The sequence below is a fragment of the Paucihalobacter sp. genome (assembly GCF_036825875.1).
GTDB lineage: Bacteria > Bacteroidota > Bacteroidia > Flavobacteriales > Flavobacteriaceae > Paucihalobacter.
In genome coordinates this window covers 1-20,528 of the sequence record NZ_DAISXK010000049.1, presented here as the reverse complement: position 1 = coordinate 20,528, position 20,528 = coordinate 1, and the positions used below count along the sequence as shown (strand labels likewise).

Sequence of the window (20,528 nt, the reverse complement as noted above, 5' to 3'; positions counted from 1 at the left end):
TAGATGCTGTAGTTTTAGGAATGCACGCCAAAGCCGATAATCCTGAATTGATAAAAGCTCAGGAATTAGGCTTGAAAATTTATAGTTATCCCGAGTTTTTATACGAACAATCCAAAAGTAAAACCAGAGTGGTTATTGGCGGAAGCCATGGCAAAACTACCATAACCTCCATGATATTGCATGTAATGCATTACCACGACAAGGACGTAGATTATATGGTTGGCGCACAGTTAGAGGGTTTTGATGTGATGGTAAAATTAACCGATCACAACGATTTTATGGTTTTGGAAGGCGATGAGTATTTAAGTTCTCCAATTGACCGCAGACCGAAATTTCATTTATATAAACCAAATATTGCGCTATTAAGTGGTATAGCTTGGGATCATATAAACGTATTTCCAACTTATGAAAACTATGTGGAGCAATTCAAAATATTTGTAGACAGTATAGTTAGTGGTGGAAGTATCACCTACAACGAAGAAGATCTTGAAGTAAAACGCGTCGTTGAAGCCAGTGAAAATACCATAAGAAAACTTCCCTATCAAACGCCAGCATATACAGTTGAAAACGGACAAACTTTTCTAGAAACACCCGAAGGACCATTGCCTATTGAAGTTTTTGGCGCGCATAATTTAAATAATCTTGCTGGGGCCAAATGGATTTGCCAGCATATGGGTATTGATGAAGATGATTTTTATGAGGCAATTTCAACTTTTAAAGGCGCTAGTAAACGCCTAGAAAAAATTGCAGAAAGTAAAAGCAGTGTTGCTTACAAAGATTTTGCACATTCACCTAGTAAAGTTGAAGCGACTACAAAAGCCGTAAAGGCTCAATATCCAGAAAGAGCATTGTTTGCTTGTCTTGAACTTCATACTTACAGTAGCTTGAATGCTGAATTTTTGAAGGAGTATAAAGGTGCGTTGGATGCGGCAGATACTGGCGTAGTTTTTTATTCACCGCATGCTGTTGAAATCAAAAAATTAGAAAAAGTAAGCGAACATCAAATTGCCGATGCATTTCAAAGAGAAGATTTAATTATTTATACCAATCCTACTGATTTTAAAGAGTTCTTATTTGCTCAAAATTTTGATAATAAAACACTGTTGCTTATGAGTTCAGGTAATTATGGCGGACTAGATTTTAATGAAATTAAAGGATTATTAAATTAGTATTAAGCAGATTCTCGGTCTATAATTAAAATTCTTCGGAGTTTAATAAATTATATTATCTAAAACCTTGTCTAGTCTTTGCTCCATCATCGTGAATTTGTTATCTGCAAAAAATACCTGACGAATTTCTTCACGTAATTCCGATAGCTCCATGGTAGAAAAATGATGTTGGCTAATGCTGTCTTCTAGTTTTTCAAAACACACATCTTCCTCATCGTCACAAAATTCATGATACATCTTCTCATAAATTTCAGAGCTAGTTTTAGATTTTATGAGTTCGAGTTCTTCTTCACTTTCGACAGAATCTGCTCTAGCGCAAAGTAACAAAATATAGATTTTTATTTCCTCTTTGGTCCAGTTGGTCATTTTATTGGTCATGATTTTGGTTGTTTAGTAATTAAAAAAAGCCTTTAAATTTATACTTTTAATAGGTGGTTTGGATGTTTTAGCAAAGCCAGTATCCAAACTTTCAATCTGATAGCATCGCTATAAAGATACGTTTTAATTTTATTTCTTTTAAATGAACCCAGCCGAATTTGAAAAATTATAGTTAGGCCAACTAATTTTATAATATCTGTAAAATTATGCCAGTTTTTCTTTAAAAAAATCAATAGTGCGTTTCCATGATAATTCAGCTGCTTCTTTGTCGTAACGCGGTGTTGAGGTATTGTGAAACCCATGATTCATACCTTGATAAAAATGCACTTCATACGGCACATTATTGGCTTTAAGTATGGCTTCATATTCAGGCCAACCAGCGTTAACTCTAGTGTCTAACTCAGCAAAATGCAAAAGTAAAGGTGTTTTTATGATAGCGGCATCCTCGTTATTAGGTTGCGAACCGTAATAAGGCACCGCTGCTAGAAGTTCAGGAACCTTAACTGCCATCATATTAGAAATCCAGCCACCAAAACAAAAGCCAACCACACCAATGTTACCGTTGCAATCCGGATGCGCTTTCAAAAAGTTGAATGCAGCAATAAAGTCTTCTAACATTTCATCTTTACCGCGTTGACTTTGAAGTGCTCTGCCATCATCGTCATTACCTGGATAACCACCTAAAGGCGACAAGGCATCGGGTGCAATTGATATAAAACCATCTAAAGCTGTTTGTCGGCCGACATCTTCAATATATGGATTCAGACCTCTGTTTTCGTGAACGACAACAACGCCCGGCAGTTTTTCAGAATGGTTTGCTGGCTTGGATAGTAAGCCGCGAATAGTACCGCCACCTTTTGGAGAATTGTAAGTAATATAGTCCGACTTGAGTCTGACGTCGTTTGGCTGAACTAGTAATGAGTCAATATAACGAGGCGACATAAAACTCATTAACGAACCAAGTGTTATACCGCCGACAGCATAGACGGATAGTTTTTCCATAAATTTTCGTCTATCTATTTTATTGTGTGCATAGTCGTGGTATAAATCAAAAACTTCTTGACTTATTTGTTCTTTTTTCAGTGGTTTCATTTACAATATATTATATTTAATTTTTTTAACTTTGACATGATGAGATGTGATTTTAATTTTTTCAATGCACATAAAAATACGATTTTAATCTCTTATTTATGACCAAACCAACCAACTCATTTTCCATAAAAAACTGGTCGCAAGACGATCAGCCTAGGGAAAAACTTCGAGATAAAGGAAAAGACATTTTAAGCGATGCCGAACTTATAGCTATTTTGATAGCCTCAGGAAATAAGGAAGAAAGCGCAGTGGAATTAAGCAAACGTATTTTGGCCAGTGCAAACCACAACCTAAACACTTTAGGCAAACTATCTTTAAAGCAACTCATGGAGTTTAAGGGTATTGGAGAAGCCAAAGCTATTACCATTGCTGCCGCCATGGAATTAGGGCGTCGTCGTCGTTTAGAAGCTAATTTAGAGTTAACTAAAATAAATTCAAGTAATTCTGTTTTTCAACTTATGCAACCTATTTTGGGTGAATTGCCGCACGAAGAATTTTGGATTATTTACCTAAATAATTCTAATAAAGTTATTCTTAAAAGTCAACTAAGTAAAGGCGGTATAACTGGCACTTTGGTAGATGTTAGACTTGTTTTAAAAACGGCTTTAGAGGTTGGTGCTGTAGGATTGATATTGGCACATAACCATCCGTCAGGTACTTTAAAACCAAGCAATGCCGACAAAGAAATTACCAAAAAGTTAAAATTAGCATCCGAAAGTTTAGATATAAAAGTTCTGGATCATCTAATCATTACCGAAAAGGCCTATTTTAGCTTCGCCGATGAATCGTTGCTTTAATTTGTATAGTCAATGCTATTAGTTTACACCCACAAAATCACGCCCAGATTAACCTATGTTTTTAAGCATATTGTGAAGCGAATTCTTGGTATTCCAGTTGAATTTACTACCACTATTGAAGCGTTTATAGCACATAACGGATTAAAATTGTCCTATACCAAACAGCCATTAAGCAATGAATTGTTTATCAGAAGTAATGAATTGTTATTTGAAGTTGGTTTTTCCGATGTAGAGATTAACGTTCAAAAATGGGATGATACAGTTGGTTTTTTTGTGACCTCAGAACGGAGTCATTTACCATATGATATATTTGCAGCGTCTTTTTATTTAATCAGCAGATACGAAGAATATTTGCCACATGTTAAAGACGATTATGGAAGGTATTCTGCAACCGAAAGCTTGGCCTTTAAGAACAATTTTCTAAATCAACCTGTAGTTGATATTTGGGCATATAAATTTAAAAGTATACTACACGTGCGTTTTCCTGAGTTTGAGTTTCCATCACAGACTTTCAAAGTCATCCCTTTAATTGATGTACCCATGGCGTATCTATTTAAAAATAAAGGAATGATTAGAACTATTGGTGGTGTTTTAAATGATGTATACAAATTAAATTTCAAACAGCTGTCTCGTCGTATAATGGTAATGCTTAAGATAAAAAGGGATAACTATGACACCTTCGACACTTTAAAGGAATTGCAAAAACAAACGGAAATAAGCTTTTTATTTTTATTCCTGATTGGGAAATTTTCTTCCTATGACAAAAATATAAGTATCAATAAATCGGAGTTTAGAAGTCTTATTAAATCTGTCGGAGATTATAGTAGAATAGGACTTAAATTTTCGTTTGCATCCATAGACCATTTAGAAATTATGAAGGAAGAAAAAAACAAGTTCAATATGGTAACCAATAGAAAAACCAATGTTAGTAGAAACTCCTATTCAAAGGTTAATTTACCACAAGCCTATAGAAATTTGTTAGAACTTGATATTGAGGAAGATTATACTATGGGTTACGTAAATTATTTAGGCTTTAGAGCTGGAACTTGTACACCCTTTTATTTTTACGATTTAGATTACGAAATAGAAACACCCTTAAAAATTTATGGATATCATTGTAATGATTATGCTTTGCTGAAACACAAATCCCTTTTAGATAAAACGGAAACACTTAACAAATTAATAACGTCGATAAAAAATGTAAATGGTACATTTATATCAGTATTCCATAATTACACTTTCAGCGACGATTTGCGTTGGGATGGTTTTGAATCACTATTTAAAATTATTTTAAACACCAATAACCATGCATAATATAGAGCATGTATTTTTTGATTTAGACCACACACTTTGGGATTTTGATAAAAATTCGGCATTAACTTTTCAAAAGGTATTTAATACTTATAAAGTAGAAATTAATCTCAGTGATTTTTTAAGTATTTATGAACCGATTAATCTGAATTATTGGAAGTTATATCGCGAAGAACGCGTTGATAAATTCTCGTTGCGTTATGGACGACTTAAGGACACTTTTGATGGACTATGCTATCAAATTGATGATGAATTAATTCATGTCTTATCTGAAGAATATATTAAATATTTGACCAGTTTTAACCATCTATTCGAAGGCACACTGAGCATCTTAGATTACCTTCAACGCAAATATCAGTTACATATTATCACTAACGGATTTGAAGAAGCACAAAACAAAAAAATGACCAATGCGAATATTATTCATTTTTTTAAAACTGTAACCAATTCCGAAATGGTTGGTGTAAAAAAACCAAATCCGATAATTTTTAATTTCGCATTAGAACGCGCCAAGGCCAAACCTGCGAATAGTATAATGATTGGCGATAATTACGAAGCTGATATTTTGGGTGCTTTAAATGTAGGTTTGGATGTTATATTATTTGACTATCACAAAACAACAACTTCAAATGGTATTAAAAAGGTTGATACCTTAATAGAATTAAAACAGTATCTTTAATTTTCGAAATCAAGAAAAAAATTCATGAAAAATTACTTAAATACTTTCATTCTATTTGTATTAGTGAGTTTAACTTCATTAGTGTTCGGTCAAAAATCCATCAATAATTATAAATATGTAATAGTACCAGATTCATACGATTTTGTTGAAGGTAAGGATCGCTATCAACTTAATTCTTTAACTAAATTTTTATTTAATAAGTATGGTTTTACTGCCTTTATGATAACCGATAGTTTGCCAGAAGATTTATTTGATAACCGGTGTTTAGCTTTATATGCAGATGCCGAAAAACTACCGGGGAAATTGTTCAAAACTGAAGTTAAAATTTTGTTGAAAGATTGCTACGGACAGCTTGTGCATGAGTCTGAAATTGGTTCTACGAAAGAAAAAATGTTTGAAAAAGCTTACAATTATGCCATTAGAAATGCTTTTGAGAGTTTTGAATTTATCAATTATAAATACCAGCCTATATCAGAGAATGCGAATGCCCAAATCGTTGTTAACGAAAAGCCGAAAGGAGATAATCAAGATGTTTCTGCATCTGAAATAGTAAAGAAGTCAACTGAAATTGGAAAAGTATCTGAAATTAAAACCGAAGAAAAAGCCATTTCTCCCGAAATAATTGAAGAAACCACGTATTACGCTCAAACAACAGCCGATGGCTATAGAATTATTGATAACGAGCCTAAGCTTATCATGATTTTATTGAGAACTGCCAAAGAAAACACTTTTACAGTAAAAGATAAAAATGCCATTGTATATTTGGATAATGGATTTTGGTATTATTCTGAGATTTCAGAAGGAAAAACACTTAAGAAAGTTTTAAACCTTAAGTTCTACGATTAGAATTAATAACCGTATTTGTCTTTCCATTTAGATTTTAAATAAGCTCTCTGGGCTTGCTCACGTTGGTTGTCGCCAGGTTCGTAAATTCTGGTTTTACTCAATTCTGAAGGTAAAAATTCTTGATAGGCAAAGTTCCCTTCATAATCGTGCGAATACTTGTAGTTTTGACCATAATCGAGATTTTTCATTAGTTTGGTTGGCGCATTTCGCAAGCTCAAAGGTACGCTTAGGTCGCCTGTTTCTTTTACAATTTGTTGCGCTTTGTTGATGGCCAAATAAGCAGCGTTACTCTTTGGTGAACATGCCAAATAGGTAACACATTGGCTAAGTATAATTCTGGATTCTGGATTTCCAACTACAGAAACTGCTTGAAAGGTATTATTGGCAACAACTAAGGCTGTTGGATTGGCGTTCCCGATATCTTCACTGGCCAAAATAAGCAATCTGCGTGCAATGAATTTAACGTCTTCGCCACCTTCAATCATGCGTGCCAAATAGTAAACAGCTGCATTCGGATCACTGCCTCTTATAGATTTTATAAAAGCTGAAATAATATCGTAATGTTGTTCTCCTGTTTTATCATATCTGGCTGTATTGGTGGTTATTTGTTTTTGAACTAGTTCGTTTGTAATTATGACAGGTTCACCTTGAGGAAACGAACCAACAATTAATTCAAAAATATTTAGTAATCTCCTTGCATCACCACCTGAAAACCTTATAAGGGCTTCAGTTTCCTTGAGTTCGATTTGTTTTGAAGATAATTCAGAATCTTCAGTCATCGCCCGTTTCAATAATGCTTCTAAATCTTCTTTACTAAAGGCATTCAAGACATAAACTTGGCAGCGTGAAAGCAATGCTGGAATAACCTCAAAACTCGGATTTTCAGTTGTAGCACCAATAAGCGTCACCCAGCCTTTTTCAACCGCTTCTAATAAAGAATCTTGTTGGGATTTACTAAATCGGTGAATTTCATCGATGAATAAAATAGGATTTTTAACCGTGAACAATCCACCTTGTTGCTTTGCCTTATCAATTACCTCCCTGATGTCTTTAACGCCAGAATTAATCGCACTTAGTTTATAAAAAGGTCGGTTGGTAGTGTTAGCAATTATATTTGCCAGCGTAGTTTTTCCTATCCCTGGCGGACCCCAAAAAATGAGTGATGGCAAAATGCCAGATTCTATTTGCCTAGTTAGAACACCATTGTTTCCAACCAAATGTTTTTGACTAAGATAGTCTGACAAAGTTTGTGGTCGGAGGCGTTCTGCTAATGGTGTATTCATAGGCTAAATTTACAAATATTCAACGGACTTTAATGTTTGGGAATTACCATTTCAGATAAACGATTAAAAATTCATCATGCAGACTTTTTGTCAATAAAATTAAAGGTATGTCATATCTTTCAAAGATGGATTGGTTTTTGAACCAAAGAAAAAAAATTAACTGGACGTGCAGCAACAAGAATTCAGATTTTCCACAGGTGTAATTGCTTATCCAATACTATTCGTGTTAATCATTTGGATAGTGTTTTGGTTTCAGGTGCGGGTGCATTATGGAATTAAAAGCTTCGGTATATATCCGCGAACCTTAGAAGGATTAAGAGGTATTGTTTTTAGTCCATTTATACATGCCGATGTAACCCATTTATACCACAATACCATTCCACTTTTTGTGTTATCAGTTGCTTTGTTTTACTTCTACCGTAAAATAAGTTGGAAGGTTATTCTATTTGGTATTTTACTTTCAGGACTGATAACCTGGGTAATTGGCCGTCCTGCAAATCATATCGGTGCCAGTGGACTGATATATGTATTGGTGAGTTTTATCTTTTTTAAAGGTGTATTTGCGAAACATTACCGATTAATTGCTTTATCGTTACTAGTTATTTTCTTGTATGGCAGCATGATTTGGTATGTATTCCCTGTTAAAGATAATATGTCGTGGGAAGGACATTTGGGCGGATTGATAACAGGCTTTTTATTTGCTTTATTTTTCAGAAAACAAATTGCAAAACCCGAAAAATATAAATGGGAGCAACCCGATTACAATGAAGAAGATGATGAATTCATGAAGCATTTTGATGAGAATGGCAATTTCATTGAATTTAAAAAAGAAGACGAAATGGATACCCAAGAAAAATTGGAAAATTCATCTCCAAAAATCACCTACATTTTTAAAGAAAGTAAAAAGGACTAGCGACGCTGTCTTACAACTTCATATAAAAAAGCGCCGCAGGCAACGCTCACATTTAGTGAATCAATAGAACCTAAAATTGGTAATTTAGCTTTGTCATCAACAATTTTTAATACTGAAGGATTGATACCATCACCTTCGGAGCCCATTACGATTGCGCAAGGTTCGGTAAATGAAACATCGTAAAGTAAGTTATCTGTTTTTTCCGTCGCAGCAACTACTTTTATGCCCGAAGCTTGCATATGGAAAATGGCGTCTTTAATATGATCTACCTTACAAATAGGAATATTAAAAATTGCGCCGGCACTTGTTTTTACGGCATCGGCATTAAGTGGTGCACCGCCTTTTTTCTGAACGATGATACCAGAAACGCCTGTACATTCGGCAGTTCTAATAATAGCGCCAAAATTTCGAACATCACTAATTTGGTCTAAAATAAGAAATAACGGAACAATGCCAGATTCAACAACGTTTAAAACCAGGTCATCTAAATTGTGAAATGCAATTGGTGCAATTTGGGCCACAACCCCTTGGTGATTTTTTTTAGTTAAGCGATTTAGTTTTTCAACCGGAACGTAAGAAGTGCCAATACTTTCCTTTCGTAGTAATTGCTCTAATTCCTGAATTAAATCGCCACGAAGTCCTTTTTGCACAAATACTTTGTCAACGCTTTTTCCAGCATTGATAGCTTCTATCACAGCGCGAATACCAAATATATTATAATCTTGTTCCATGTTGCAAAAGTAGCGTAATTCTTTGTTGAAATTTCAATCGAGTTTTGAAGTTTTTGATTTAGGATTTTATAAACTTTAGCGTGGTACTTTTATTGTTCAACACTAATTTAATAAAATATAAACCGCTGTTTAAGTCTTTTACATTGACTGTTTCGACCCCATTAGAACGCATTACTTGATTACCCAAAATATCGTAAATGACAAACTTATCGATTGGACTATTTGATTTAATGTTGATAATGTTAATTGCCGGATTTGGAAAAATTGACACTGATTCAATATCATTATCATTTATACTTAAGTTGTTGCATGGTGTAAGATTTGGATTTTGTTCAATTGGGTCTCCAGGTGTTAAATCCTTTCCTATGAACCCAGGAAAATCGGGAGCGTATTTTGTAGCTCTAAAAGTTTGATTTTGAAAAGCAAGCGTTGATTGTCCTTGTTCAGCAATATCTCCAGTTTCGTTATTTACTGGAACTATATATTTCCATACAATAGTTTCATCAGAATCAATTTCAAAAATTATGCCTTTACCACCAGCGCAAATTAAGGTATTTCCATTTGGCAATACTTGCGCATTGCTTAATATGGGTGAATAAAAATTGGTTATTTCTTCGGTGTCTACGTAAATATAATCTGGAACAGTTGGCCCAAAAGCATTATTATTCGGTTGGCTGTAAAATCCTGGACTATCAAATGGTGTATTTATAATCATAACCTCCGAAAACAATGGTGTTCGTCCGTTGCCATTGTTAAATAAAATTATTTTTCCTTGATTGTTTAATCCTTGTGTAATCCTTTGTGGGGTATGTTGACCATACAAAACCCTGTCAGATTCAGTGCCTTGACGGTAAGCCTGAGGGTTTCCCCATCGATAAAGCAAATCACCACCTTTACCATAGGTGCCACCTGAATTTGAAGCAGCCTCCGCTGTTGTTGTGGAATGATCGATAATCCAAATTTCACTTAGGTTTCTACTACTAATTACGATTTGGTCTAACACGTCATCGTATTGTATAGAATTGACATGTAGCCAATTGGCATTTGTGTTAGTGCCGTTTAGAAAATTGATATCAAGCTTATTTGGATTTTGATCTACGGTTCCAAAATTATCTTTCGTATTATCAAAATCTTGAACTAGATGATCCTTTATATTCCATTCCCATACTATATTGCCGTTACTTGCTCCAATCGGTTCTACTTCAATAATCTGTTCATTAAACAAAACATCTTGAGATAAATTTGCTGGGTTTCTGCCTGCTAGAATAGCCTCGGCATTACTCATAACCGTTGCAGCTAAAATTAAAACATTGCCATTTGGCATGGGATAAATATCATGGTGTTGTCTATATTGTGGTGTGTCGTAAAAAAACTGCCACGTGAGATTGCCGTTCCAATTGTATTTTTCAATTACGCCGCCACGGCCACCGAAGGAAATTGTTGAACTATTTGTGCGGCCTGTTCTTAAAATGCTGCCGTCTTCCAGTAAATAAACAGCGTTGCCTGGCAAATAGTTACTTGTCCACTCATTTATTACCTCACCGCAATTATTGATTAAATAACTTTTTTGATGTACAGATATAAGTGTATATCCTTCCATCACCGCACTGTCAATGCTAATTGTACCAAAAGTGTTTTGGGCATTGAGTAGAGGTTGGATTATTAACAGTAAAAATAGAAAAGGTAATTTTTTATTCATAGCCGAAAAGAATAAATTTCTTTTTTAATTATAATTTATCGCTTACAATAATTACAAACCTAGTGATTATAGGATATTGAACAAAATTATAAATCCCAAATTTAGAAAAAAGCTTAAAACTGCGAAGTTAAGCTAATATGAATTTTCGAGTCCGAAAGTCTAAATTGCTGGTTTTCAGTTTTGGCACTAGAGTAGTTAAATTTGAATAAGCCTGCATTGGTTAAAAGTCCGAAACCAAAGCCAAATCCGAACAATTTATCTTTTGAATTGGAGATGTTGTTTTCGCTATAAGCCGCATCTAAAACTGTATGAACATACAAGGCATTGGATAATCTGTACCTATATTCAGTATTCAAAACGCTGTATAAATTGGCTAGTAAGCTATTTTCTTCAAAACCTCTAATAGAATTAATACCTCCAAATCTGAACAGTTCGTTTTCAAAGTAATTGTCCGAAATAAGGGTGGCGCCATCAAGCCGAACGTATATGCTATTCCGTTCATTCAAGTTAAAAATCTTAAAAGTATTTAATCTGAGAAACGATTGATTTAAATCGGAATTTGAAACCGTTCTTTTACCAATACCGGCGGAAATATCAACATAAAAATTTACAGGAAATAAAAAATCATAAAATTGTGGTGCGGTATGCTGATATTCAGCAATGTAAAAATTAGACTTAAAATCTTCGAAAAAGAGTGAAGTATTGCTTAAAAGATTATCGGACCTCAAACTGCTAATTCCGGCGCTAAATCTATTTTTCACATCTATTTGATAGTCTAATTTTAAGGTTTGTGTGGTGCTTAAAAAGGTTGAATCTCGTCTAAAAATATTTAAGTTGCCAGTAATACCAATTGGCGATTTAAACAAATAAGGCATTCTAACTACTACATCAAAGGTGCGTTGTTCATTTTCGTCGCTCTTATATAGTAGTTTAAGCGTTTCGCCATAATTTAGATTATTGATTAAATTTAAATTTAAATAACCGTCAAATTCAATTTTATTGGTGTCTTCGTTGGTCCCAAAACCTAGAAAACCATCAAAATTATTCACTTTAGATTTTTCAATGTAGACATATAAGATTGTAGAGTCTTTTGTGAATAATACCTCAGGTTCTTTTATTTGGTTTGCAAAATTTATGTTCTGAAGATTAGCAGTCTGCTTTTTGATGCGCTCTAAGTTAAAAACCGAATTTTTGTTCAGTTTAAGTTGATGTTTTAAAAAAGATTTAGGAAATTTTTCATATCCCTTAATAATAATAGAATCTAAAGTTCTTTTGGCATTTTGTTCAATATCGAGATAGGCGGTTATAATGTTATTATCCAAAGGAATCAAATTTTGAAGTTGAACAACTGCAAAAGGTTGACCAGAAGCGGTGATGTCTTGATTGACAAGTTGCAACACAGTTTCTAAATTAGAAATAGCAACCTCAAAATAATCGTCGCTTTTGTTAATGATTAACGGTCGAAGCAACTGTAAATTTACAAGATGAATATTGTAGAGTCTAACTTTACTAAATTTATTTTTAAGGTTTATTTGGGCAAGAAATGTTGAATCGGAGCTTTGGTTTATCTCTTTGAGATAAGCTTCTATATATCCTAATTTATAAAGTAATTTTAATTGCTTGTCAACTTCGTTATTTATAGTGTTAAAATCAGGATGTTTTCTAGAATATCGCAAAGAATCAACCACTTTGGTTTCTATGCTATCCATTCCTATAATGCGCAATGTTAAGGACTGTGCTTGTATAGACGTGAAAGCGCTATAAAAAAAAATAAAAATGAGGTAGCTATATTTTTTCGACACCATATAAGGTTGATAAAGGTTCAAATCTAACGTAAAAAATTATTTAAAGTTATGGCCTAGGTAAAATTTACGGTAGTACTTCTAAAATTTAATTAATTAGTGTTTGAATTATTCATTTTAATTTCTACCTTTGCAGCCCTCAAAAGCGAGGGTTAAAAAATTATATAGTAAAAATATATGCCAACAATTTCACAATTAGTACGAAAAGGAAGAGCCAAAATAACCAAGAAGAGTAAATCGGCTGCTTTAGATTCGTGTCCACAACGTCGTGGAGTTTGTACGCGTGTTTACACTACAACGCCTAAAAAACCTAACTCTGCAATGCGTAAAGTTGCAAGGGTAAGGTTAACAAATGGCAACGAAGTTAACGCCTACATTCCAGGAGAAGGACATAATCTACAAGAGCACTCGATAGTATTGGTTAGAGGTGGAAGGGTTAAAGATTTACCAGGAGTTAGATACCACATTGTTCGTGGCGCTTTAGACACCGCAGGTGTAGCAGGCAGAACGCAACGTAGATCTAAATATGGTGCTAAACGCCCTAAGAAGTAATTAAACTTTAAGAAGAAGACATGAGAAAAAGACAAGCGAAAAAAAGACCTCTTTTACCAGATCCGAGATTTAACGATCAGCTAGTAACGCGATTCGTTAACATGATGATGTGGGATGGAAAGAAGTCTGTGGCGTTTAAAGTATTCTACGATGCGATTGATATTGTAGAACAAAAGAAAACTGACGAAGAAAAAACCTCCCTAGAAATTTGGAAAGATGCATTATCAAATGTAATGCCTCACGTAGAAGTACGCAGTCGAAGAGTTGGAGGCGCTACATTTCAAATTCCGATGCAAATTCGCCCAGATCGTAAAGTTTCAACTGCAATGAAATGGTTAATTAGCTATTCACGTAAAAGAAACGAAAAATCTATGGCGCTAAGACTAGCCTCTGAAATTTTAGCTGCCGCTAAAGAAGAAGGTGCTGCTGTTAAGAAAAGAGTAGATACACACAAGATGGCAGAGGCAAACAAAGCGTTCTCACACTTTAGATTTTAAGATAAAATGGCAAGAGATTTAAAATATACAAGAAATATTGGTATTGCTGCGCATATTGATGCTGGTAAAACAACCACAACAGAGCGTATTCTTTATTATACAGGTGTTTCTCATAAAATTGGTGAAGTACACGATGGTGCTGCAACAATGGACTGGATGGAGCAAGAGCAAGAAAGAGGTATTACCATTACTTCTGCTGCAACTACCTGTACTTGGGTATTTCCAAAAGAAAATGCACAACCTACCGAAGATGCCAAAGATTATCACTTTAATATAATTGATACTCCAGGTCACGTTGATTTTACTGTTGAGGTAAATAGGTCACTACGTGTTCTTGATGGTTTGGTTTTCTTATTTAGTGCAGTTGATGGTGTTGAGCCACAATCTGAAACTAACTGGAGATTAGCCGATAATTATAAGGTGCCACGTATTGGTTTCGTAAATAAAATGGACCGTCAAGGCTCTAACTTTATGATGGTTTGTACTCAAGTAAAAGAAATGCTTGGGTCTAACGCTGTACCTATTGTATTACCAATTGGTGATGAAGTTGATTTTAAAGGTATCGTAGATTTGGTAAAAAACCGCGCTATTGTATGGCACGATGAAACTCAGGGAGCGACTTTTGATGTTATTGAAATTCCTGAAGAATTAAAAGAAGAGACTAAAAAATACAGAGCGCTTCTAATTGAAGAAGTTGCGAGTTACGACGAAAATCTTCTTGAGAAATTCATGGAAGATGAAGATTCTATCACCGAAGACGAAGTGCATGCAGCCTTAAGAGCAGCGGTTATGGATATGTCTATCATTCCTATGATATGTGGTTCTTCATTTAAAAACAAAGGAGTACAGTTTCTTTTAGATGCTGTATGCCGTTACTTGCCTTCTCCTATGGATAAAGAGGCGATTATTGGTATCAATCCAGATACAGAAAAAGAAGAAAGAAGAAAGCCTTCTGTTACTGAGCCTTTCGCAGCCTTAGCATTTAAAATTGCAACCGATCCTTTTGTAGGACGTTTAGCATTTTTTAGAGCGTATTCTGGTCGTTTAGATGCAGGTTCTTATGTATTGAACAATCGTTCAGGAAACAAAGAGCGTATATCTCGTATTTACCAAATGCACGCTAACAAACAAAATGCGATTGATTTTATTGAAGCAGGAGATATTGGAGCGGCTGTAGGATTTAAATCCATCAAAACAGGTGATACCTTATCTGATGAAAAGCATCCAATTGTTTTAGAAAGTATGAACTTCCCAGATCCAGTAATTGGTATCGCTGTGGAACCAAAAACCAAAGCCGACGTAGACAAGTTGGGTATGGCGCTTTCTAAATTGGCTGAAGAAGATCCTACATTTACTGTAAGAACAGATGAAGCATCAGGTCAAACTATCATTTCTGGTATGGGTGAGTTGCACCTTGATATCATTGTTGATAGATTAAGACGTGAGTTTAAAGTTGAAGTAAACCAAGGTCAGCCACAAGTTGAATACAAAGAAGCAATTACAAGAAAAGCACAACACAGAGAAGTTTACAAAAAACAATCTGGTGGTCGTGGTAAGTTTGCAGATATCGTATTCAGTTTAGAACCAGCCGAGGAAGGGAAAGTTGGATTAGAGTTTGTTTCTGAAATTAAAGGTGGTAACATTCCAAAAGAATTTATCCCTTCAATCGAAAAAGGATTCAAACAAGCCATGGTCAATGGTCCGTTAGCAGGTTACGAAGTTGACGCTATGAAAGTAGTGGTTACTGACGGTTCTTATCACGATGTGGATTCTGATCAGCTGTCTTTTGAATTAGCCGCTAAATTGGGATTCAAAGCTGCTGCAAAAGCTGCAAAAGCGGTTATTATGGAGCCTATCATGAAATTAGAAGTGTTAACTCCTGAAGAAAACATGGGAGATATTGTTGGAGACCTTAACCGTCGTCGTGGTCAAGTAAATGACATGGGCGATAGAGCAGGTTCTAAAGTAGTAAAAGCAACTGTGCCGTTATCAGAAATGTTCGGTTATGTAACTTCGCTACGTACGTTATCATCTGGTAGAGCAACTTCTACTATGGAATTTTCACATTATGCCGAAACACCTTCAAACATATCTGAAGAAGTAATTAAGGCAGCAAAAGGTGTAGAAGCATAAACTAAGAAAACATGAGTCAGAAAATAAGAATAAAATTAAAATCATACGATCACAACTTAGTAGATAAATCTGCTGAGAAAATCGTTAAAACTGTAAAAAGTACTGGTGCTGTGGTAACAGGTCCAATTCCGTTACCAACTCACAAAAAAATATTTACAGTGCTACGTTCTCCACACGTAAACAAGAAAAGTAGAGAGCAATTCCAATTAAGTTCTTACAAGAGATTATTGGATATCTACAGTTCTTCATCAAAAACGATTGATGCTTTGATGAAGCTTGAGTTGCCAAGTGGTGTTGAAGTAGAGATTAAGGTATAATCAAGAAATATCCGCTTTAGTGGGTATGAACATGTCCTGAGCTTCGTGCGAAGGAAAAACGGTAAAAATACAATTCAGGGTTGAAAGGTATTTTGACCCTGAATTTTTAGAGACAAGTCTTGACTTGTCAAAAGAGTAGAAATGACAAGTCGCGAATTGTCAATATAGAAAATCAAAAAAGGCAAGTTGCGAATTGTCAATAACAAAAACAAATAAATATGTCTGGGTTAATAGGAAAAAAAATCGGTATGACCAGTATTTATGACGAGAATGGAAAAAACATTCCATGTACCGTTATACAGGCTGGACCATGTATCGTTACCCAAGTCAGAACCGAAGAGGTTGACGGGTACAAAGCTCTTCAACTTGGTTTCGATGACAAGGCAGAGAAAAGTACTATAAAAGCTGAAATTGGTCACGCCAAGAAAGCTGGTACTTCTGTAAAAACTAAAGTCGCCGAATTCCAAGGATTTGAAGAAAGTTACAAATTGGGTGATGCCATCACGGTAGAACACTTTATTGAAGGAGAATTTGTTGATATTGCTGGCATTTCTAAAGGAAAAGGATTCCAAGGTGTTGTAAAACGTCACGGTTTTGGTGGTGTTGGTCAAGCTACGCATGGTCAGCATAACAGATTAAGAGCACCAGGTTCTATTGGTGCGGCTTCATATCCTGCAAGAGTATTTAAAGGAATGAAAATGGCCGGAAGAATGGGCGGAGAGAAAGTGAAAGTTGAAAATTTAAGAGTTTACAAAGTGGTTCCAGAGAAAAACCTTTTAGTTGTTAAAGGATGTATTCCAGGTCACAAAAATTCTTATGTAATTATCGAGAAGTAATGAAAGTAGCAGTTTTAGATATAAACGGAAAAGACACGGGTAGAAAAGCAGAGCTTTCTCAAGATGTGTTCGCTATTGAGCCTAACAATCACGCAGTATATTTAGATGTAAAACAGTATTTGGCTAATCAACGTCAAGGTACGCACAAGTCTAAAGAAAGAAATGAAATTTCTGGAAGTACGCGCAAAATTAAAAAGCAAAAAGGTACTGGTACAGCTCGTGCTGGAAGTATAAAGTCTGGTATTTTTAAAGGTGGTGGTCGAATGTTCGGTCCAAGACCGAGAAACTACAGCTTCAAATTAAACAAAGGTTTAAAGAGGTTAGCTCGTAAATCAGCGTTAAGTATTAAGGCAAATGAAAACTCAATTGTAGTGATAGAAGACTTCAATTTTGACGCTCCAAAAACAAGTAATTTTACCAATGTTTTAAAAGCTTTAGAGATTGAAGACAAAAAATCTCTATTTGTGTTGGGAGCGTTAAATAATAATGTATATTTGTCGTCACGCAATTTAAAGGGCTCAGAGGTTATAATTAGTTCAGAATTAAGTACATACAAGATAATGAACGCGAATAAGTTAGTGCTTTTAGAAAGTGCTTTAGAAGGAATTGAATTGAATTTAAGTAAATAGGACAACCATGAACATCTTAATAAAACCTATAATTACTGAAAAAGCTACCAAAGATAGCGAGTTGAGAAACTGCTACAGCTTTCAAGTAAATAATAAGGCGAACAGGATAGAAATTAAAAATGCGGTGGAAGCTGCTTATGGTGTTTCTGTTGATAAAGTTCGTACGATTAATGTCCGTCCAGATAGAAGAACTCGTTTTACAAAAACAGGAGTTCAACATGGTAAAACAAATGCTGTTAAAAAGGCAATTGTACAACTGGCGGAAGGTGAGACCATTGATTTATACGCTAATATGTAATTAGACAAAAATGTCAGTAAGAAAATTAAAACCAATCACATCAGCTCAGCGATTTAGAGTAGTAAATGGATTTGACGCCATCACTACTGATAAGCCGGAGAAAAGTTTATTAGCTCCGAAGAAACGGTCTGGTGGAAGAAACAGTCAAGGAAGAATGACCATGCGCTACATTGGTGGTGGTCATAAAAAGAAGTATCGTATTATCGACTTTAAACGAAACAAAGCAGGGATACCAGCTGAGGTTAAATCTATCGAGTACGATCCAAACAGAACGGCTTTTATCGCTTTGTTGAACTATCAAGATGGCGAAAAGAGATATATCATTGCTCAAAATGGATTGCAAGTAGGTCAGACCTTAGTTTCTGGCACAAGCGGTGTAGCTCCTGAAATAGGAAACTCAATGCCGCTAAGTCAAATACCATTAGGTACGGTAATTTCGTGTATAGAATTGCACCCTGGTCAAGGAGCTGTTATGGCTCGTAGCGCTGGTGCTTTTGCTCAGTTAATGGCAAGAGATGGTAAGTTCGCAACAGTTAAATTGCCATCTGGGGAAACGCGTTTAATATTAGCTAATTGTATGGCTACCATTGGCGCAGTTTCAAACTCTGATCACCAATTAATTGTATCTGGTAAAGCGGGTAGAAGTCGTTGGTTGGGAAGACGTCCAAGAACAAGACCTGTTGTAATGAATCCCGTCGATCACCCAATGGGTGGTGGTGAAGGTAAGTCATCAGGTGGTCACCCTAGATCTAGAAAAGGTATTCCAGCTAAAGGTTATAGAACGCGTTCTAAAACTAAAGCAAGTGGTAAGTATATTGTAGAACGTAGAAAGAAATAATTAAGATAGTATGGCACGTTCATTAAAAAAAGGACCTTATATCCATTATAAATTAGAGAAGAAAGTTGCAGAAAATGTAGCCTCTAACAAAAAGTCAGTTATTAAAACTTGGTCAAGAGCCTCAATGATTTCTCCGGATTTTGTTGGTCAAACGATAGCCGTTCACAACGGACGCCAATTTGTACCAGTATATGTAACAGAAAATATGGTAGGTCACAAATTAGGAGAATTTTCACCAACGCGTTCTTTCAGAGGTCACGCAGGTGCAAAAAATAAAGGTAAAAAATAAATAGCGCTATGGGAACTCGTAAAAAAGAAATGGCAGAGGCTATAAAAGCGGAAAGAAAGACTGTTGCAATCGCAAAGCTTAATGACTGCCCAACCTCACCAAGAAAAATGCGTTTAGTTGCGGATTTAGTAAGAGGTCAGAAAGTTGACAAAGCTTTACAAATATGCAAGTTTAGCTCAAAAGAAGCTTCACGTCGTGTTGAGAAGTTATTACTTTCGGCCATTGCAAATTGGCAAGCAAAAAATGAAGATGCCGACGTTGAAAGCGCTGATTTATTTGTGAAAGAAATAAGAGTTGATTGTGGAACCATGTTGAAACGATTACGTCCAGCACCACAAGGAAGAGCTCACAGAATTAGAAAAAGATCCAACCACGTTACCGTGATTGTAGACGCATTAAACAAAATACAAAGCTAAGATAGAAGTATGGGACAAAAGACAAATCCAATCGGAAATCGTTTAGGTATTATCAGAGGATGGGAATCTAACTGGTACGGTGGAAATGACTACGGTGATAAACTCGCTGAAGACGATAAGATTAGAAAATACGTTCACGCACGTTTATCTAAAGCTAGTGTGTCTAGAGTAATTATTGAGCGTACACTTAAACTTGTAACCGTTACTATCACTACAGCAAGACCTGGTATTATTATCGGGAAAGGTGGTCAAGAGGTAGACAAGTTAAAAGAAGAGCTTAAGAAAATTACTAACAAAGAAGTTCAGTTAAATATTTTTGAAATCAAAAGACCTGAACTTGATGCATTCTTAGTAGCTTCAAGCGTTGCACGTCAAATTGAAAGTCGTATTTCATACAGACGCGCAATCAAGATGGCAATTGCAGCTACCATGAGAATGAATGCGGAAGGAATTAAAATTCAAATTAGTGGTCGTTTGAATGGTGCAGAAATGGCACGTTCAGAACACTATAAAGAAGGACGTATTCCTTTGTCAACATTTAGAGCCGATATTGATTATGCTTTAGTTGAAGCCCACACTACTTACGGTAGATTAGGGATCAAAGTATGGATCATGAAAGGTGAAGTATACGGAAAGAGAGAACTTTCTCCTTTAGTAGGACTATCTAAGAAACAAGGCGGAAAACCCGCTAGTGCAGGTAGTGCAAAACCACGTCGTAGAAAGTAATTAAAAGTAAAGGAAAATGTTACAACCGAAAAGAACAAAATTTCGTAAAGTCCAAAAAGGACGTATGAAAGGCAATGCCGGAAGAGGTCATTTACTCTCTAATGGAATGTTTGGAATTAAATCTTTAGATGAGAGTTTTTTAACCTCCCGTCAGATTGAAGCCGCACGTATTGCCGCTACACGTTATATGAAAAGAGAAGGTCAATTGTGGATTAAAATATTCCCAGACAAGCCAATCACCAAAAAACCATTAGAAGTACGTATGGGTAAAGGTAAAGGTGCTGTTGAATATTGGGT

The 20,528-nt window shown here is 35.3% G+C and carries 24 protein-coding genes; 18 read left to right on the top strand and 6 right to left on the bottom strand.

Annotation, left to right across the window (positions count from 1 at the left end; genetic code table 11):
• The coding region (locus tag V7Z48_RS11800; protein WP_334113714.1) for a UDP-N-acetylmuramate--L-alanine ligase at nt 1–1,169 on the top strand (1,169 nt) is incomplete at its 5' end.
• A gap of 42 nt (nt 1,170–1,211) precedes the next feature.
• Here V7Z48_RS11800 and V7Z48_RS11795 read toward each other — a convergent pair.
• Both V7Z48_RS11795 and V7Z48_RS11790 read right to left on the bottom strand, forming a co-directional pair.
• Nucleotides 1,212–1,547, bottom strand: coding sequence for a hypothetical protein (locus tag V7Z48_RS11795; protein ID WP_334113713.1), 336 nt, complete (start codon nt 1,545–1,547; stop codon nt 1,212–1,214).
• 204 nt (nt 1,548–1,751) lie between these two features.
• A complete protein-coding gene (locus tag V7Z48_RS11790; protein ID WP_334113712.1) occupies nt 1,752–2,639 on the bottom strand; it encodes a dienelactone hydrolase family protein in 888 nt (295 codons plus the stop codon).
• A gap of 98 nt (nt 2,640–2,737) precedes the next feature.
• Here V7Z48_RS11790 and radC point away from each other — a divergent pair, with 98 nt between their 5' ends.
• The 4 genes from radC to V7Z48_RS11770 are packed head-to-tail and all read left to right on the top strand — an operon-like array spanning nt 2,738 to nt 6,272.
• Entirely contained in the window at nt 2,738–3,436 is a 699-nt protein-coding gene (radC, locus tag V7Z48_RS11785; protein WP_334113711.1) for a RadC family protein, read from the top strand.
• A gap of 12 nt (nt 3,437–3,448) precedes the next feature.
• Nucleotides 3,449–4,750: a polysaccharide deacetylase family protein gene (locus V7Z48_RS11780; protein ID WP_334113710.1), complete on the top strand. Its 1,302-nt coding sequence runs from the start codon at nt 3,449–3,451 to the stop codon at nt 4,748–4,750.
• Nucleotides 4,743–5,426, top strand: coding sequence for a YjjG family noncanonical pyrimidine nucleotidase (locus tag V7Z48_RS11775; RefSeq protein WP_334113709.1), 684 nt, complete (start codon nt 4,743–4,745; stop codon nt 5,424–5,426). The genes V7Z48_RS11780 and V7Z48_RS11775 overlap by 8 nt, the downstream gene beginning before the upstream one ends.
• A gap of 24 nt (nt 5,427–5,450) precedes the next feature.
• A complete protein-coding gene (locus V7Z48_RS11770) occupies nt 5,451–6,272 on the top strand; it encodes a hypothetical protein (protein WP_334113708.1) in 822 nt (273 codons plus the stop codon).
• A 2-nt stretch (nt 6,273–6,274) separates the two neighbouring features.
• Here the strand turns inward: V7Z48_RS11770 and V7Z48_RS11765 are convergent, their stop codons facing one another.
• The gene (locus V7Z48_RS11765) at nt 6,275–7,555 is read right to left on the bottom strand and encodes a replication-associated recombination protein A (RefSeq protein WP_334113707.1); all 1,281 of its coding nucleotides are present in this window, start codon (nt 7,553–7,555) and stop codon (nt 6,275–6,277) included.
• 166 nt (nt 7,556–7,721) lie between these two features.
• Between V7Z48_RS11765 and V7Z48_RS11760 the strand changes: the two genes are divergently transcribed.
• The gene (locus tag V7Z48_RS11760) at nt 7,722–8,468 is read left to right on the top strand and encodes a rhomboid family intramembrane serine protease (protein ID WP_334113706.1); all 747 of its coding nucleotides are present in this window, start codon (nt 7,722–7,724) and stop codon (nt 8,466–8,468) included.
• Here the strand turns inward: V7Z48_RS11760 and rlmB are convergent.
• From rlmB to V7Z48_RS11745, 3 genes are all read right to left on the bottom strand, one after another.
• Entirely contained in the window at nt 8,465–9,199 is a 735-nt protein-coding gene (rlmB, locus tag V7Z48_RS11755; protein ID WP_334113705.1) for a 23S rRNA (guanosine(2251)-2'-O)-methyltransferase RlmB, read from the bottom strand. The two genes, V7Z48_RS11760 and rlmB, sit on opposite strands and share 4 nt — an antisense overlap.
• 58 nt (nt 9,200–9,257) lie before the next feature.
• The gene (locus tag V7Z48_RS11750; protein WP_334113704.1) at nt 9,258–10,898 is read right to left on the bottom strand and encodes an aryl-sulfate sulfotransferase; all 1,641 of its coding nucleotides are present in this window, start codon (nt 10,896–10,898) and stop codon (nt 9,258–9,260) included.
• 113 nt (nt 10,899–11,011) lie between these two features.
• A complete protein-coding gene (locus tag V7Z48_RS11745) occupies nt 11,012–12,622 on the bottom strand; it encodes a POTRA domain-containing protein (protein ID WP_334113703.1) in 1,611 nt (536 codons plus the stop codon).
• Between the two features lie 255 nt (nt 12,623–12,877).
• On the opposite strand from V7Z48_RS11745, the gene rpsL reads away from it, so the two are divergent.
• The 12 genes from rpsL to rplP all read left to right on the top strand — a co-directional run.
• Nucleotides 12,878–13,252 carry a 30S ribosomal protein S12 gene (gene rpsL, locus V7Z48_RS11740; RefSeq protein WP_057783973.1) on the top strand — a complete coding sequence of 125 codons (375 nt, stop codon included), beginning with the start codon at nt 12,878–12,880 and terminating at the stop codon, nt 13,250–13,252.
• Nucleotides 13,253–13,272: 20 nt separating this feature from the next.
• A complete protein-coding gene (gene rpsG / locus V7Z48_RS11735) occupies nt 13,273–13,749 on the top strand; it encodes a 30S ribosomal protein S7 (protein ID WP_334113702.1) in 477 nt (158 codons plus the stop codon).
• 6 nt (nt 13,750–13,755) lie between these two features.
• Nucleotides 13,756–15,882, top strand: coding sequence for an elongation factor G (gene fusA / locus V7Z48_RS11730; protein ID WP_334113701.1), 2,127 nt, complete (start codon nt 13,756–13,758; stop codon nt 15,880–15,882).
• Nucleotides 15,883–15,893: 11 nt separating this feature from the next.
• Nucleotides 15,894–16,199, top strand: coding sequence for a 30S ribosomal protein S10 (rpsJ, locus tag V7Z48_RS11725; RefSeq protein WP_010181931.1), 306 nt, complete (start codon nt 15,894–15,896; stop codon nt 16,197–16,199).
• A 218-nt stretch (nt 16,200–16,417) separates the two neighbouring features.
• Complete coding sequence (rplC, locus tag V7Z48_RS11720) at nt 16,418–17,035, top strand: 50S ribosomal protein L3 (RefSeq protein ID WP_334113700.1); 618 nt, start codon at nt 16,418–16,420, stop codon at nt 17,033–17,035.
• Nucleotides 17,035–17,664, top strand: a complete 630-nt coding sequence (gene rplD / locus V7Z48_RS11715) for a 50S ribosomal protein L4 (protein WP_334113699.1) — start codon at nt 17,035–17,037, stop codon at nt 17,662–17,664. The genes rplC and rplD overlap by 1 nt, the downstream gene beginning before the upstream one ends.
• A 7-nt stretch (nt 17,665–17,671) precedes the next feature.
• Complete coding sequence (rplW, locus tag V7Z48_RS11710; protein WP_334113698.1) at nt 17,672–17,962, top strand: 50S ribosomal protein L23; 291 nt, start codon at nt 17,672–17,674, stop codon at nt 17,960–17,962.
• A 10-nt stretch (nt 17,963–17,972) separates the two neighbouring features.
• The gene (gene rplB, locus V7Z48_RS11705; protein ID WP_334113696.1) at nt 17,973–18,800 is read left to right on the top strand and encodes a 50S ribosomal protein L2; all 828 of its coding nucleotides are present in this window, start codon (nt 17,973–17,975) and stop codon (nt 18,798–18,800) included.
• Nucleotides 18,801–18,810: 10 nt separating this feature from the next.
• Nucleotides 18,811–19,089 carry a 30S ribosomal protein S19 gene (rpsS, locus tag V7Z48_RS11700; RefSeq protein WP_296342047.1) on the top strand — a complete coding sequence of 93 codons (279 nt, stop codon included), beginning with the start codon at nt 18,811–18,813 and terminating at the stop codon, nt 19,087–19,089.
• Nucleotides 19,090–19,097: 8 nt separating this feature from the next.
• Nucleotides 19,098–19,505, top strand: a complete 408-nt coding sequence (gene rplV, locus V7Z48_RS11695; RefSeq protein ID WP_334113695.1) for a 50S ribosomal protein L22 — start codon at nt 19,098–19,100, stop codon at nt 19,503–19,505.
• Between the two features lie 9 nt (nt 19,506–19,514).
• Nucleotides 19,515–20,231 carry a 30S ribosomal protein S3 gene (gene rpsC, locus V7Z48_RS11690; RefSeq protein ID WP_334113694.1) on the top strand — a complete coding sequence of 239 codons (717 nt, stop codon included), beginning with the start codon at nt 19,515–19,517 and terminating at the stop codon, nt 20,229–20,231.
• Nucleotides 20,232–20,247: 16 nt separating this feature from the next.
• On the top strand, nt 20,248–20,528 hold a 281-nt coding region (rplP, locus tag V7Z48_RS11685), incomplete at its 3' end, for a 50S ribosomal protein L16 (protein WP_334113693.1).

What these genes read in the sequence shown, in the direction of transcription:
- V7Z48_RS11795 (WP_334113713.1), bottom strand. Translation starts at nt 1,547, where the DNA reads ATGACCAATAAAATGACCAACTGGACCAAAGAGGAAATAAAAATCTAT.
- V7Z48_RS11790 (WP_334113712.1), bottom strand. Translation starts at nt 2,639, where the DNA reads ATGAAACCACTGAAAAAAGAACAAATAAGTCAAGAAGTTTTTGATTTA.
- radC (WP_334113711.1), top strand. Translation starts at nt 2,738, where the DNA reads ATGACCAAACCAACCAACTCATTTTCCATAAAAAACTGGTCGCAAGAC.
- V7Z48_RS11780 (WP_334113710.1), top strand. Translation starts at nt 3,449, where the DNA reads ATGCTATTAGTTTACACCCACAAAATCACGCCCAGATTAACCTATGTT.
- V7Z48_RS11775 (WP_334113709.1), top strand. Translation starts at nt 4,743, where the DNA reads ATGCATAATATAGAGCATGTATTTTTTGATTTAGACCACACACTTTGG.
- V7Z48_RS11770 (WP_334113708.1), top strand. Translation starts at nt 5,451, where the DNA reads ATGAAAAATTACTTAAATACTTTCATTCTATTTGTATTAGTGAGTTTA.
- V7Z48_RS11765 (WP_334113707.1), bottom strand. Translation starts at nt 7,555, where the DNA reads ATGAATACACCATTAGCAGAACGCCTCCGACCACAAACTTTGTCAGAC.
- rlmB (WP_334113705.1), bottom strand. Translation starts at nt 9,199, where the DNA reads ATGGAACAAGATTATAATATATTTGGTATTCGCGCTGTGATAGAAGCT.
- V7Z48_RS11750 (WP_334113704.1), bottom strand. Translation starts at nt 10,898, where the DNA reads ATGAATAAAAAATTACCTTTTCTATTTTTACTGTTAATAATCCAACCT.
- rpsL (WP_057783973.1), top strand. Translation starts at nt 12,878, where the DNA reads ATGCCAACAATTTCACAATTAGTACGAAAAGGAAGAGCCAAAATAACC.
- rpsG (WP_334113702.1), top strand. Translation starts at nt 13,273, where the DNA reads ATGAGAAAAAGACAAGCGAAAAAAAGACCTCTTTTACCAGATCCGAGA.
- fusA (WP_334113701.1), top strand. Translation starts at nt 13,756, where the DNA reads ATGGCAAGAGATTTAAAATATACAAGAAATATTGGTATTGCTGCGCAT.
- rpsJ (WP_010181931.1), top strand. Translation starts at nt 15,894, where the DNA reads ATGAGTCAGAAAATAAGAATAAAATTAAAATCATACGATCACAACTTA.
- rplC (WP_334113700.1), top strand. Translation starts at nt 16,418, where the DNA reads ATGTCTGGGTTAATAGGAAAAAAAATCGGTATGACCAGTATTTATGAC.
- rplD (WP_334113699.1), top strand. Translation starts at nt 17,035, where the DNA reads ATGAAAGTAGCAGTTTTAGATATAAACGGAAAAGACACGGGTAGAAAA.
- rplW (WP_334113698.1), top strand. Translation starts at nt 17,672, where the DNA reads ATGAACATCTTAATAAAACCTATAATTACTGAAAAAGCTACCAAAGAT.
- rplB (WP_334113696.1), top strand. Translation starts at nt 17,973, where the DNA reads ATGTCAGTAAGAAAATTAAAACCAATCACATCAGCTCAGCGATTTAGA.
- rpsS (WP_296342047.1), top strand. Translation starts at nt 18,811, where the DNA reads ATGGCACGTTCATTAAAAAAAGGACCTTATATCCATTATAAATTAGAG.
- rplV (WP_334113695.1), top strand. Translation starts at nt 19,098, where the DNA reads ATGGGAACTCGTAAAAAAGAAATGGCAGAGGCTATAAAAGCGGAAAGA.
- rpsC (WP_334113694.1), top strand. Translation starts at nt 19,515, where the DNA reads ATGGGACAAAAGACAAATCCAATCGGAAATCGTTTAGGTATTATCAGA.